Annotated in this window: 10 protein-coding genes and 1 other annotated feature (1 of these 11 running past the window's edge); of the genes, 5 read left to right on the forward strand and 5 right to left on the reverse strand. The window is 51.8% G+C overall.

Annotated features, from left to right (window positions below; genetic code table 11):
- Positions 1-17: 17 nt before the first annotated feature.
- Positions 18-1,673 (forward strand): hypothetical protein, encoded by a 1,656-nt coding sequence (locus tag KNP75_RS09855; RefSeq protein WP_215190294.1) that lies wholly within the window; start codon positions 18-20, stop codon positions 1,671-1,673.
- Positions 1,674-1,717: 44 nt separating this feature from the next.
- Here KNP75_RS09855 and KNP75_RS09860 read toward each other — a convergent pair whose 3' ends face one another.
- The 3 genes from KNP75_RS09860 to KNP75_RS09870 all read right to left on the reverse strand — a co-directional run bounded on the left by KNP75_RS09860 (position 1,718) and on the right by KNP75_RS09870 (position 7,400).
- Complete coding sequence (locus KNP75_RS09860) at positions 1,718-2,332, reverse strand: ankyrin repeat domain-containing protein (RefSeq protein WP_215190295.1); 615 nt, start codon at positions 2,330-2,332, stop codon at positions 1,718-1,720.
- Positions 2,333-2,380: 48 nt separating this feature from the next.
- Positions 2,381-6,106 (reverse strand): DUF5057 domain-containing protein, encoded by a 3,726-nt coding sequence (locus KNP75_RS09865; RefSeq protein ID WP_251128229.1) that lies wholly within the window; start codon positions 6,104-6,106, stop codon positions 2,381-2,383.
- A gap of 73 nt (positions 6,107-6,179) precedes the next feature.
- Complete coding sequence (locus KNP75_RS09870; protein ID WP_215190296.1) at positions 6,180-7,400, reverse strand: bifunctional folylpolyglutamate synthase/dihydrofolate synthase; 1,221 nt, start codon at positions 7,398-7,400, stop codon at positions 6,180-6,182.
- Between the two features lie 108 nt (positions 7,401-7,508).
- Between KNP75_RS09870 and KNP75_RS09875 the strand changes: the two genes are divergently transcribed.
- From KNP75_RS09875 to KNP75_RS09890, 4 genes are all read left to right on the forward strand, one after another.
- Complete coding sequence (locus KNP75_RS09875; RefSeq protein ID WP_215190297.1) at positions 7,509-8,945, forward strand: protein adenylyltransferase SelO; 1,437 nt, start codon at positions 7,509-7,511, stop codon at positions 8,943-8,945.
- 87 nt (positions 8,946-9,032) lie between these two features.
- On the forward strand, positions 9,033-9,209 hold the full coding sequence (locus KNP75_RS09880) for a hypothetical protein (RefSeq protein WP_215190298.1): 177 nt from the start codon (positions 9,033-9,035) through the stop codon (positions 9,207-9,209).
- On the forward strand, positions 9,206-9,406 hold the full coding sequence (locus tag KNP75_RS09885; RefSeq protein ID WP_215190299.1) for a hypothetical protein: 201 nt from the start codon (positions 9,206-9,208) through the stop codon (positions 9,404-9,406). Before KNP75_RS09880 ends, KNP75_RS09885 begins: the two co-directional genes overlap by 4 nt.
- Complete coding sequence (locus KNP75_RS09890; RefSeq protein ID WP_215190300.1) at positions 9,403-9,579, forward strand: hypothetical protein; 177 nt, start codon at positions 9,403-9,405, stop codon at positions 9,577-9,579. Before KNP75_RS09885 ends, KNP75_RS09890 begins: the two co-directional genes overlap by 4 nt.
- Before the next feature lie 18 nt (positions 9,580-9,597).
- On the opposite strand, the gene KNP75_RS09895 is transcribed toward KNP75_RS09890, so the two are convergent.
- Complete coding sequence (locus tag KNP75_RS09895; protein WP_215190301.1) at positions 9,598-10,386, reverse strand: hypothetical protein; 789 nt, start codon at positions 10,384-10,386, stop codon at positions 9,598-9,600.
- Between the two features lie 92 nt (positions 10,387-10,478).
- On the reverse strand, positions 10,479-13,130 hold the full coding sequence (locus KNP75_RS09900) for a valine--tRNA ligase (protein ID WP_215190302.1): 2,652 nt from the start codon (positions 13,128-13,130) through the stop codon (positions 10,479-10,481).
- Positions 13,131-13,185: 55 nt separating this feature from the next.
- Positions 13,186-13,341: a binding site (T-box leader), on the reverse strand (it continues 65 nt past the right edge of the window).

Below are 13,341 nucleotides of genomic sequence, written 5' to 3' on the forward strand. Positions count from 1 at the left end.
AGAAGGAGGTCCTCATTATGCATAAGCGAGAAGAAGGATACGTCCTCGTCCTCGTCCTTGTGACGATGGCTGCACTCGCTGTGTTATCGCTCGCCGCCATGCAAGTCAACCTTGTGACAAATAAATTGACGATCATCCGGACCGAAGATACGCAGCTAAACGAAGACGCAAAAAGTGCGCTTAACTTAATTGCAGCAGACGTGCGTAATCGTTTTCCGCTTCATGATTCGAATCGCGTACCGGATCATATGACTTCTGAGACCGTTTTTAATGACGCGATTCAAGAGACACTTGCTTCCGACGAACCGTTTGTGCAATTTAACGAGACGAGCGACAGTACCATCACGTACTCAATCCGATTAAAAGAGGATGACGAAGCAAACACCCTCAACACCGCACCATTCACAAAAGTTTTACAAGTGAATGTCGTGGCTAGCCGCCAAACGAACCCTGAACAGCCACGTTTAAAGGTCGAATACACTCAAGACTTATATTTAACGGCGTTACCATCATTTTTATATTACGTACTTGGTTCAGACCAACAGCTATCGGTAAATGGGATGCCGACCGTAAAAGGGAACATCTACTCAGGTGGCCCGTTCACGTTGTTGCGCTCTGCCAATTACCAATTGGATGGCGAAGCGAAACAGCTCCAAAACCTGCCCACGAGCCGCTTTTATTTAGATGGACGAATCGACGTACCGGACCTTGCCTCTTGTAGTGTATGTCGTCAGCCAAACTATTTCACAGCTGGAAATAACGGCGCGAACGAGTTTCCAGATGCCGGACCTGTCACTAGCCAGTTCTCACCATTCCAGTTTGACTATTCCATCATCGAGTTCGTGAACCGACGATTGGCTCAAAAATTGCCTTACACGAACACGGTCGAAGCTACCCTCTTCAAAGAATCAATCATCCCTCGGACAAACCAAGTGTTCGAGACAGAACGTGTCATTAGTGACGATGGCTCGACTATTATCGAACGTCCGAGTCCCTATTTAACAAAACGACTATATGACCGGTTAACGGATACGTCCATCGTGACACTACCGTCCTCTTTAGCGGGGAGACCGATGGTGATTACGGAATCAATTGCAAAAAATGAGAATCCACTCTTGTTTGATGGTGACCTTACAATTGATTCGCTCGATCATATTTCGATTGATCGGCCGTTGCTGGTAAACGGCGATTTGACAATTCAAGGAAACGTCTCGTTTGAGTCCACGGTATACGTGCTCGGTGACAGCGTGATTGATCGCGCCAACATTCGACCACTTGATGAAGACAGTCTCAATTCGCTCATCCTTCTTTCGAAAGGGAAAATCTTATTGAACCGGATCAACGAATTCGAAACCGGCTCGACATCACTCCAAGCCTTTTTGTATAGTGACTCTTTAGAAAAGACACAAGTGTACGCGGTCGGGTCGGAGCTCCAAATCAAAGGGGGGTTATATAGCAGAGGCCCGCTCGACGTAAACGTCTTCCGTGGTCGTTATCCAGAGGCGGACGGACTGTCGGCCGCTCAGTACTTTGAGCGTAACGTACCTGAGCAAGCGCCCGAGCATTCGCGTCTTCAGCTGACGTATAACGATGCGGTCTTCAATCAATTGGATACGTTACCTGTCACCAATCAGCTTCAATTCTTTGTGAGCCAACCGGTTCAAGTTCAATAAGCGACAGCAAAGACCCGAGCTCCTTCACTGGAGCGCGGGTCTTTTTAATGTTGATTCATCCACTTCAATACAGCGTCGGAACGGAACTCACGAGCCAACTGTTCGTGCGCGGACGTCCATAACGCTCCGTTCGCGATCAACCGTTCGATGAGCAGCACATGATTATGGCGGACAGGTTGATATAAAATTGATTCTTTCGCTTGCACCGGAATCGTTGCACCACCATCAAGCAGTGAAGTGACGGCGTTCATATCGAGCGCATCAGCGGCGAGGACAAGGAGCCGATCATCGTCAACTTCTTGGTTCACGACTTTCCATTTTTCTGCATCTGCGTTTTCACCATACACTCTCGCCATGAGTGGTTCTCCGTTCACTTCCGCGAACGGATCAGCTCCATGTTGCAAATAGGTGCGAATCACTTCACTCGTTCCGAGTTGAAGGGCTTCTAAAAATAAGTCGGGTGTCGGCTTTACTTTTTCAGATTCAATTGCGAGTTCGACCGCTTTCCATTCACCACGTCGTTGAAGCTCATGAACGTCTTCCACAGTCAAATCACGTTTTGCCGAGACGGCTTTTTGCAGGTCCTCTCCTTGAAGGGACGCAAGGTCGACTGTCGCTTTGCTCCAAACGAATAGTCCGAGTGATACGAGCAGCACCATGGCACATAACATCCATTTTCGTTTCAATTGACTTCCAACTTTCTTGGATTAATACCGATCGTCTTTACTCTCTCCCGATGTTTCAATGACACGGACATAGAACGTGTCTATAACAGGGACGAACGTTCGACCGTTAGGGAGCGTCGTGTATACTTTCACTTTTGCGATACCTGGTTTGACGGGAATCAATTGCTTGCCAGAACTATTCACCTTCACAAACGCTTCACCTGCCAACACTTCTAAACGGTAATCTCGCCATGTCGACGTGACCGGCCAGAATTGAAGTGACGGACTTCTCGATGCGGCACCTTCTCCAATATTGATGGTCATGTCTTGCGCCAACACTTGATTCGGATACTCGTTTACGCGAATCACAGTAGGATTGGATACGACATTTTTAAGTGCAGTCTCGACGAAGGCGGTCTGTAACGAGATAGATGTCACGTTCCCGTTTGACCCATGGCCATGGTTGGCGCGTAGCGTATAACCAGACGCGATGGGTGTAACCATCAACGCAGCGGGTATCGTTCCAATCAACGTCGTCTCTTTTCCGACTTCTGGGTTGGACAGAATGCGAATCGAAGCCGTATCGTTCACACGCTTCTCATCATCAAGGCTATCCCATACCCATAGATCAAGTTGTTCCGGCGTTTGCGTCAACGTAGGTGCTACTACACTCACAGTGAACGTCGTAGACGGCATACGAATGTTCAAATTAGTGAACACGTCTCCTGCGTCTACCGTCGCTTTAATGACCGTTTCACCTGGCTTGAGGCCACTAATTTCTAGTGCCGAGCCTTTTTGAACGAACGAGACACTGTCACCCGACACGGTCTCATAGCGCACTGTCTCGAATTGAGCCGTACTCGGTAAGATGCTTGGAGTCACCGTCACCTTTTGCCCGACGTATAACGATTGGGCGTTGATTTGGATTTGCTCAGGCGGACTGATGACTTTGATGGTCGATTCAGCTGTGATGGCCGGTCTTCCTTCTCCTGGTTCAACCGTTAAACGTAGTTTCGCTTGTCCGGTTTTGATTCCTTTAATGACGGCGTTATTGCCTAAGCCACTTAATTGAACAATGCCGTCGTTGCCCACGACTTCCCATTTCAAGTTTTTCCAGTTCGGGTTCGTGAACACGTTCCCTTTCGCATCCGTGATGACCGGACTGACGACTTGATCTGCTCCGATTTGTAGTGTCACGTCTGGAATCTTCGCCTTATAGGCGAAAGGGGAGCCGATGTTGATAAAGAGATCCGGGAACGTTGAGGTGATGGTCGTCTCCTTATCCCAGTCGTTATGTTTATCTAATATATGATCTTGCTTCTTCGAATAATCGATGTCCGTCTTGAGGGCGTTGTCGGCTTGTTTCAACTGGAGAATCGAAGCAGAAGGTTGAACAGCTCGGACGACGACGTCAAACGTGAGACGACGGTCCCCGCTCTCCTCTGGTAAAAAGACATTGACAGACCCATTTCGTAAATAATAGAGCTCTAACGGGAATGCGACATCAATTCTTTGAGTATTTGAGATGGGCAACTCGTTTCCTGCCGCATCGCGGATGGCCACGACTTCAAGTTCTTTTGGCAACTGTTCGGTGAATGTCGCCAACTTGATGCGAATAAACTTGTCCCCTAACTGGTTCGGCAGTCGATCAAATTGCTCAGGATACTCGACTTGATAATTGATCGTCCCTGTCTCATACAAGGAGATGGTCGACGGATTAATCGAGCGCGTCACTTTAATTAAATCCGAGACCGATTCCGGTTGTTTCACATTGATGGTTAACGTATCGGTCACTTTGGCGTTTCGCTTGTCCGTAGTCTCGATGGAGACTACTAAAGGTGTCCCTTCGATGACATCGGCGGCCGGTATGACGAATTCTCTTACCTCATAGTTTCGTAAATTTTCAAACGTACTTGTCTTACCGTTGTACGTGAACGTCGAAGTGAGCGATTGATCTTGGAAGTCATAGTCGCTTGGACGCCACATGATGCGTACATCACGTCCAGCCGTCACTTCGAGCGTCTTTGTTTTAATGTCTTCTTTCGAATAGGCATTCACTTGATCGCTAATCGATTCAATGACGTTATAAGGTTTATGGTTTGCCCCGATGAAAGCACGATACATCGTATTGATAAAGATTTTTTTCTCATCAAGCTGAGTGAAGCTGTTCGTGTGCCCTGCTCCTGAATAGGTAAAGTTGTTTTTCGTGTATGTGTAATAATGGTTATTCGCGTCTCCATAGACGCGGTTTCCACTTGTAGAGTACAAGTTATACCAAGGCGTCACTTCAGGATCATTTAAATCGAGCGTGAAATATTGATTGTGGGTACTTGAGATACTTTTCGGTGCTGCATCTAACTTGAACGGATAGTTGGTGAAAATCCCATCTTGAACTTTGATGGCCTGCGACGTTCGTTCAGGTGCACCGAACCCCATGTTCGTATACGTCCGTTGCCCAGAAATGTTCGATGCGGCATCGTGGTGGACAAACTGCCGTTCCCATTCTGAAGTCGGCGCATCCGCGCTATTCGTGCGGAAAATCGTGTCGTGCGTCAACATGACTCCTTGGCCAGTCTCGCTGAAGCGTTTAACTTTTCTCGTCGCGGTCTCACTCATGCTGCCTGACACGTTGTATGAGTCTTGAAAGCCGAAGATCAACATATCATATTCGTTTGCCGCTAATGTCGCATCATATGCGCCTTTATCGAAACTGTCCGTGTTTCCGTTCGTCAGCTTGAACGCATAGTTTCCGGCCGGGTCGACAAGCATATCTGATAAATCTCTAGATATTTGTCCATTCGTGCTCGTCCCTGCCGTCAATTGTAAAATATTTGCTTGCACTTGTTGATCCACGTAGACAAAGCTTCCTTTTTTATAGTCGGCTCGTCCTGTAATCGTATCTTTCACCACAAGCATCCAGTTTTTCGGACCACTGAACGTCGGACGTGACAATGTAAAGTCAATCGTTGCCGAAAGCTTGGCAGCTTGCTCAACCACTTTTTCTTGAGGCTGGAACCGGTCATTGTGATCGAAGTCGATGTATAGCTCGACAATCGTGGCAGCACTTGGAGACATCGCCAAATTGTATGCGAAATTAATCGGAGCTCGGACATCCTGTTGAACAGTGATGGTGTTATTCGTGATAGGTTGCTGATTGTAAGTAAGGTTCGTGCTCGTCAATCGAGGACGGATGCCCGTAGATTTATTGAGTTGTTGAATCATCTGCTGATCGATATTTTTCTCGCCTTCTTTCGGGAAGACCGAGACATTCGAGTACGTCGCAAATGAAGCGAGTCGTTTTAATTGGGAACCTCCATTTGCCGCATCTTCGTGTATATAGAGCGGTAAGCCGACGCGCACGATTGAGTTGAACAATTCATCTACTTTAAGGGCAGTCAAATCGTTGAATTGAAGTGTCGTGTCATGGTTCGCGCTCCGTCCGATAGTTCCCGTCTGGTATTTGACAGACAACGGACTGCTACCGATCATGACGGCGTCATACGCTCCTACCATAGGAAAACGAGAAGCGTTAAATTCTTTAATCGTCATGAACTGCACGTTTAACTTTGCATTGTCTACGTTTAATGAGGCACGGTACGTATCGATTGCTGCCTTATATTGATCGACGGTGAGCGTTTTTGAGGAGCTAAAAGCATCTCGTAAAATCAACACGTTCAATAGGGGTTGATTTGTATTGGCAGACCCGGTTGGTGGCACAACCGAGCCAAGTAAGATAAAAATAATGAGTATATGCAGAAACTTACGCAATGCGAGTTCCTCCCCGAATTTGATGGTTATGCTTCATTATCACACCACTTTACAAGAACTTACATAGATTTCTTTAAGCATTGGTAAATGTTTCTTTTAAATACGTTCTCACTTCGCTAATAAAATAGAGCGACCCGGTCACGACGAGCGTCTCGGATTTGGGTGTCTCCAGCCACGCAGCCAACCAACCCTGCCAGTCCACGTAACGGGCCCCGTCGGCAATCAGACTTTCTTTCGTCCGGGTGCGCGGGAAATCGAACGTCGTCTCATAGACATCCGCCACCATCTGAAGCGACGCGATCATCGCTTCCCGGTCCTTGTCGACAAGGATGGCCGCGAGGACGGTCACGTCGCGCTCAATCTTCACTTGTTCGACGAGCGCGGCGATACCTTCTGGGTTATGCGCCCCATCGAGCACGATGCGGGGCTGTCTCGAGATGAGCTCATAGCGACCCGGGTGTTGTGCCGCCTCGAGCCCCGCTCGAATCGCTTCCGCCTTCCAGCCGAGGTGGCGCGCGACGGCGACGGCACACGCCCCGTTATACGCTTGATGGTGTCCGGTCAACCCGAGCGTCACTGGATCCAATCCATCATATGTGACGACCGTGTCGGTCCCGTCCTCAATTGATGTGACGAGTGGAGTGACGTCGTGAATCGATGCGTCCATCGTCTCCCCTTGTCGCTTGAGCAACGCGATCAACCGTTCATCCGTCAAACTGTGGAACATCGGCACGCCCCGCTTCATGATGCCAAACTTCTCGAGCGCGATCTCTTCGAGCGTGTCGCCGAGAATCCCTTGATGGTCGTGCCCGATCGACGTCACGATTGTCGCGAGCGGTCGCGTCAACACGTTCGTCGAATCAAGGCGGCCGCCGAGACCGACTTCCCAAATGACAAGGTCAGGCTGTTGTTCATGGAAATAGAGCCACGCCATGACCGTCAGCAGTTCGAACTCCGTCAACGTCTCCGGTGACGCACTCGCACAGTCACGGACCCGGTTGGCGATGCGGACGAGGTCGTGTTCTCTGATCGGCTCCCCGTTCAACATGATCCGCTCCTCGAACTGGATGATGTACGGTGAGATGAACGTCCCGACGTTCAACCCCTCCGCGTGCGCCATCGCCCGCAAGAAAGCGACCGTCGACCCTTTTCCGTTCGTCCCTGCCACGTGAATCGACGGCAACTCCTCGATTTGTAGCGCGTTCAACATCCACTCGATGCGTTCGAGCCCGGGCTTGATCCCGAACCGCAGCTGTCCGTTCAGCCATTCCAATACGTCTTGTCTCGTCTCCATCTTCCATCACTCCTGTTTTCACACTTCCCTCTCATCTTACCAAAATTCACGAAGCGCTACGCAAGGAATCGGCTGTGCTATACTCGAGGCGAAGAAGGGGGAATTACTATGACCAACAGTTGGAACTTCGAGGCGACCTACCTCGATCTCCGTGACATTTTTTACGACCGGGGACCGGTCCATCCGGTCGACAAGCCCGAACTCGTCCTGTGGAACGAAGCACTCGCCAAAACGCTCGGTCTCGACGCCGAAACGTCTCAAGACGTCGCACTCTTCGCCGGGAATCGTCAGACCGACACGTCGTTCTCGCAAGCGTATGCCGGCCACCAATTCGGCCATTTCACGATGCTCGGTGACGGACGGGCGCTCGTGCTCGGGGAACACGTCGCCCCGAACGGAAAGCGTGTCGACGTTCAATTGAAAGGCTCGGGCCCGACCGAGTACTCGCGTGGCGGTGATGGACGAGCTGCCGTCGGTCCGATGGTGCGTGAATTCCTCATCAGTGAGGCGATGCACGCGCTCGGCATCCCGACGAACCGGGCGCTCGCCGTCGTCACGACCGGTGAGCCGATCATGCGCCAAGGACCGAAGCACGGCGCCGTCTTGACGCGCATCGCGGCGAGCCATTTACGTGTCGGCACGTTCCAATACGCCGCCGCGGCCGGATCGATTGATGACGTCATCGCCCTCGCCGACTATGCGATTCAGCGCCACGACCCTGACCTTGCAGGCCAACCGGACCGCTATGAACAGTTCCTCGGCCGCGTGATTACCCGGCAGGCGCAACTGATCGCGGATTGGCAGCTCGTCGGGTTCATCCACGGCGTCATGAACACGGACAACACGTTCATCAGCGGTGAAGGACTCGACTACGGACCGTGTGCGTTCATGGATACGTATCACCCGAATACCGTCTTCAGCTCCATCGATCGCGAGGGACGCTACGCCTATGCGAATCAGCCGTATATCGGGTCGTGGAACTTGGCCCGCCTCGCCGAGACGTTGCTCCCGCTCCTCGCTGACACACAAGAAAAGGCCGTCGATATCGCCAACAAACTGTTGAACGACTACACGGAAACGTATAAAGAGGCGTATTTCACTGGGCTCGCCCATAAAATCGGACTCTACGTGCGAAAAGACGGAGACGACGCACTGACGGACGAATTGCTCCGGCTCATGATGGAAACCGAGGCCGACTTCACGAACACGTTCCGTGCCCTTACACTCGGCGATACAGATTCCCTTGCGTTCGCCAATCGAGATGACGGCAAGGCGTGGCTCGCAGCTTGGCGGAAACGACTCGGGGAACAAGGTCTCCCTGATGAGGACGTCACCCGGCTTATGCGTCAGCACAACCCGGCCGTCATCCCGCGCAACCATCACGTCGAGGCCGCCCTCATGGCAGCCGAACGCGGTGACTTCAAACCGACCCATGCACTGCTCGACGTATTGCGAAAGCCGTACGATTACGAAGCCGACTATGGACGCTATGTCTCACCTGGACCGCCACGGACGTATCCATATCAGACGTTTTGTGGCACATGAACCGTCTCGCTTTCGCGGGATGGTTTTTTTGGAACCTTTTGGCTATTCGCCACGTAGAATAGACAAAGTCCGTTGGGAGGTTTTATGATGCGATTACTCGCTTCACTTATTTCGTTAGGCTTTGCCTGCATGATTTCGCTCGATCTCTGGCAAGGTCCGTTTCTAAGCAATTGGGTCTGGACGATGCCGGCTTTCTTCCTAGGTGTCTCGCTTGTCCAGTTCATGAAGCATTTGAACGAGCTCGAATGGAGTGAAACAAAATGAAAATGACACTCTTGCTCATGACAATCATCGTAAGTTCAACTTCATACCTCGTCTACAGTTTTTATCTGTCGTTGACAAGTCAGCCGATTCAGTCGCAATTGACTGGCCTTGCGATCGGTGTCCTGCTCACGTCGTCTTACTTCGTGACGACCGATCGCCTTCCGTTTTGGACAGAACCGGAGGAAGAGGACGTATGAAGGTTCTTTATTCCATCTTACTAGGATTCGGAAGCATCCTTTATGTCGTCTATGCGATTCATCTATTCCGCATTGGCCATACTCAACCGTTCATCTTTCACATCTTGATTGCCATCGCCCTATTTGGCATCATCCACATTGGACGCAAACGAACCCCCGAACATCATTCTTGATGGCGGGGGTTCGTTACTTTATTCGGATTGCTTCAGCGGAAAATCCACCACCGACGCCTCCGGTAATGAGTCAGAGAGTTTGAGCAACACTTCTTCCGACACATCACCCGTCAAAACGATGAGCTTGCCTTGATTCAGATAAAACAAGCCTCTCCCTTCCGGTTGATCCAAGCGATACCGCTCATTTGAAACGTCTCGCCGCTCAATCAATTCTCCGTCCGCCACACTGGACGCATCAGTCGACAAAATCGTGATGCGCTGCGTCTCATCATACAACGTCCACATCTCCACCGGTCGCTCCAGCTGATCCATCTTGAGGTGGGCGACAAAGAGCTCCTCTTCGGACAGATCCAACCCGTGACGGACTTTTACGGCCGTCTCGGGAATCGTAATATTTTGGATGCCATGCAACGCCCACTCTTCGTTTCGGGAGTAGTTGAATACACCAAACGCATCGTCGCGGTTTGGTAACTGGATGGCGATGAGCCCGAGGTCATCGATGACCATTTCATAGAAGACGCCGTCTCTCGACGGTCGTTCGGACGTGCCATCCGTATATTGAAGCGTGTATTGGGCCGTGACCGCATCGAGTAGTCGAACAGTCCCTTTCGGCACGTCCTCGATGATCGAACCGAACACTTCTTTCGCCGTCGTTTCCTCAACATCGGAAACGGATGAATCCATCTCTTCTTTGTTCACGCTAACCATGATTTTTGATTCCATCGGTTCGATCGGTTCAGCTCGTTCCGCCACACACCCACTCAATCCCATCACAGCCAAACCTAACATCATTCCGATTCGTCTCATGTCACTCCACCTTTACATCGTCTCCTCTCCTAAATTCCACCAAACGACAAAAAAACCTTCTTCGGAGATAATCTCCAAAGAAGGTTGATTTATTATTTACGCAACTCTTCCAAACGGGCGCGAACTGCGTCACGCTTGTCGAGGTAGTCTTTCTCTTTCGCCTTCTCTTCGTCGATGACGTGAGCCGGTGCCTTGCCAGTGAAGCCTGGGTTGCCGAGTTTCTTCTGAACGCGCTCGACTTCCTTCTCGTACTTCGCCACTTCTTTCTCAAGACGGGCGATCTCTTCTTCGAAGTTGATGAGGTCGGCGAGCGGGATGAACAGTTCCGCACCCGTCATGATGGCCGACATCGACTTGTCAGGAGCCGCCAAGCCGCGTCCGATTTCGAGCTCGGTCGCGTTCGTGAACTTGCCGATCGTCGCTTCGTTTTCGCTCAAGTAACCTTGCGTCGTGTCGTCACTCGTCGCGATGAAGAGCTGAATCGGTTTCGACATCGGTGCGTTCACTTCCGAACGGATGTTACGGACCGAACGGATGACGTTCATGACCGCTTCAAACGCTGGTACTGAGTCCGCGAAGTGGAGCTCGTCGCGGCGTGTCGGGTAGCTCGCACGGACGATCGAGTCGCCTTCGTGTGGCAAGTGCTGCCAGATCTCCTCTGTGAGGAACGGCATGAACGGATGCATGAGACGCATGATCGAGTCGAGCGTGTAGGCGAGCACTGATCGTGTCGTCGCTTTCGCCGCCTCGTCCTCACCGTAGAGCGTGAGTTTCGCCATCTCGATGTACCAGTTACAGAACTCTTCCCAAATGAAGTTGTACAAGTAACGGCCGGCTTCGCCGAACTCGTACTTGTCGACGAGACGCGTCACTTGGTCGATCGTATCGTTCAAGCGCGTGAGAATCCACTTGTCAGCGAGCGTCTTCTCACCTGACAAATCGATATCCTCGTACTTCATGCCGTCCATGTTCATGAGGGCGAAACGGCTCGCGTTCCAAATCTTGTTCGCGAAGTTCCATGTCGATTCGATTTTCTCCCAATAGAAGCGAAGGTCGTTCCCTGGTGTCGATCCTGTGAGGAGGAACCAGCGGAGCGAGTCCGCGCCGTATTGGTCGATGACTTCCATCGGGTCGACGCCGTTTCCGAGCGATTTCGACATTTTGCGGCCTTCCGAGTCGCGGATGAGACCGTGGATGAGCACGTCGTTGAACGGCTGCTTCCCAGTGAACTCGAGCGATTGGAAGATCATGCGCGATACCCAGAAGAAGATGATGTCGTAACCCGTGACGAGCGCGCTCGTCGGGAAGTAACGTTTGAAGTCTGCCGAGTCCGTGTCCGGCCAGCCCATCGTCGAGAACGGCCAGAGCGCTGACGAGAACCATGTGTCGAGCACGTCTTCGTCTTGGTGCCAGTTCTCACTGTCAGCCGGTGCTTCTTTCCCTACATAGATCTCTCCTGTCTCGTTATGGTACCAAGCCGGGATGCGGTGGCCCCACCAGAGTTGGCGGCTGATACACCAATCGCGGATGTTCTCCATCCAACGGAGGTATGTGCCTTCGAACCGCTCTGGGACGAAGTTGACTTTCGTATCGTCATGTCCTTGTGCTTCGAGCGCTGCTTTCGCGAGCGGCTCCATGTCGACGAACCACTGTTTCGAAAGATACGGTTCGATGACCGCGCCTGAACGTTCCGAGTGGCCGACCGAGTGCGTGTGCGGCTCGATTTTGACGAGCGTGCCGTCTGCTTCCAAATCTTTCACGAGTTGCTTGCGGCATTCGAAGCGGTCGAGCCCTTCGTACTTGCCTGCGTTCTCGTTCATCTTGCCACCTTCGTCCATGACGAGGATACGCGGGAGCTCGTGGCGGTTCCCGATCTCGAAGTCGTTCGGGTCGTGCGCCGGTGTGATCTTGACGCAACCTGTACCGAACTCCATGTCGACGTAGTCGTCAGCGACGATCGGGATCTCACGGTTCATGACCGGAAGCATGATCGTCTTGCCGACGAGGTGCGCGTAGCGCTCGTCTTTCGGGTTGACGGCAACAGCCGTATCGCCGAGCATCGTCTCCGGACGTGTCGTCGCGATCTCGATGTGGCCTGAGCCGTCAGCGAGCGGGTACTTCATGTGGTAGAATGCGCCTTCGACTTCTTGATAGATGACTTCGATATCCGAGACGGCCGTCTTTTGCGCCGGGTCCCAGTTGACGATATACTCGCCGCGGTAAATCAAGCCCTTCTCATAGAGACGGACGAATACTTCTTGGACCGCTTTCGAAAGTCCTTCGTCGAGCGTGAAACGCTCACGTGAGTAGTCGAGACCGAGACCAAGTTTTGACCATTGGGCCCGAATCGTGTCCGCGTACTCGTCTTTCCATTCCCACGTCTTCTCGAGGAACATCTCGCGTCCGAGGTCATAGCGCATGATGCCGTCCTCACGGAGCTTCTGTTCGACTTTCGCTTGTGTCGCGATACCGGCGTGGTCCATCCCTGGGAGCCAGAGGACGTCATAGCCTTGCATGCGCTTGAGGCGCGTCAATAAATCTTGGAGCGTCGTGTCCCACGCGTGTCCGAGGTGAAGTTTCCCCGTGACGTTCGGTGGCGGGATGACGATCGTGTACGGCTGTTTTGAATCATCCTCGTCTGCTTTAAATACGTCGTTCTCTAACCAGTAGTCATACCATTTCGCTTCCGTCGCACTTGGATCGTACTTCGTCGGCATGGTGATTTCGTTTGTCTCGTTGGCCATATGCCCAACCTCCTCTAATAATGTGGACAAAAAAACGGCTACTCTCGTCCTTAACGCTAAGGACGAAAGAAGCCGTATCTTCCGCGGTACCACCTTAGTTCGCCAACAGGTGGCGCCCTCAAAATCGAATAACGGTCGATGGACCGGACCTTCCTACTTCGTTCAAAAGGTCAGCTCCGAGGCGACTTCCGCCCCATCCTTCGCGGCCTCG

The sequence above is a fragment of the Exiguobacterium sp. s6 genome, assembly GCF_018618155.1.
Taxonomy (GTDB): domain Bacteria; phylum Bacillota; class Bacilli; order Exiguobacteriales; family Exiguobacteriaceae; genus Exiguobacterium; species Exiguobacterium mexicanum_A.

What these genes read in the sequence shown, in the direction of transcription:
- KNP75_RS09855 (WP_215190294.1), top strand. Translation starts at nt 18, where the DNA reads ATGCATAAGCGAGAAGAAGGATACGTCCTCGTCCTCGTCCTTGTGACG.
- KNP75_RS09880 (WP_215190298.1), top strand. Translation starts at nt 9,033, where the DNA reads ATGCGATTACTCGCTTCACTTATTTCGTTAGGCTTTGCCTGCATGATT.
- KNP75_RS09875 (WP_215190297.1), top strand. Translation starts at nt 7,509, where the DNA reads ATGACCAACAGTTGGAACTTCGAGGCGACCTACCTCGATCTCCGTGAC.
- KNP75_RS09890 (WP_215190300.1), top strand. Translation starts at nt 9,403, where the DNA reads ATGAAGGTTCTTTATTCCATCTTACTAGGATTCGGAAGCATCCTTTAT.
- KNP75_RS09885 (WP_215190299.1), top strand. Translation starts at nt 9,206, where the DNA reads ATGAAAATGACACTCTTGCTCATGACAATCATCGTAAGTTCAACTTCA.
- KNP75_RS09860 (WP_215190295.1), bottom strand. Translation starts at nt 2,332, where the DNA reads ATGGTGCTGCTCGTATCACTCGGACTATTCGTTTGGAGCAAAGCGACA.
- KNP75_RS09900 (WP_215190302.1), bottom strand. Translation starts at nt 13,130, where the DNA reads ATGGCCAACGAGACAAACGAAATCACCATGCCGACGAAGTACGATCCA.
- KNP75_RS09895 (WP_215190301.1), bottom strand. Translation starts at nt 10,386, where the DNA reads ATGAGACGAATCGGAATGATGTTAGGTTTGGCTGTGATGGGATTGAGT.
- KNP75_RS09870 (WP_215190296.1), bottom strand. Translation starts at nt 7,400, where the DNA reads ATGGAGACGAGACAAGACGTATTGGAATGGCTGAACGGACAGCTGCGG.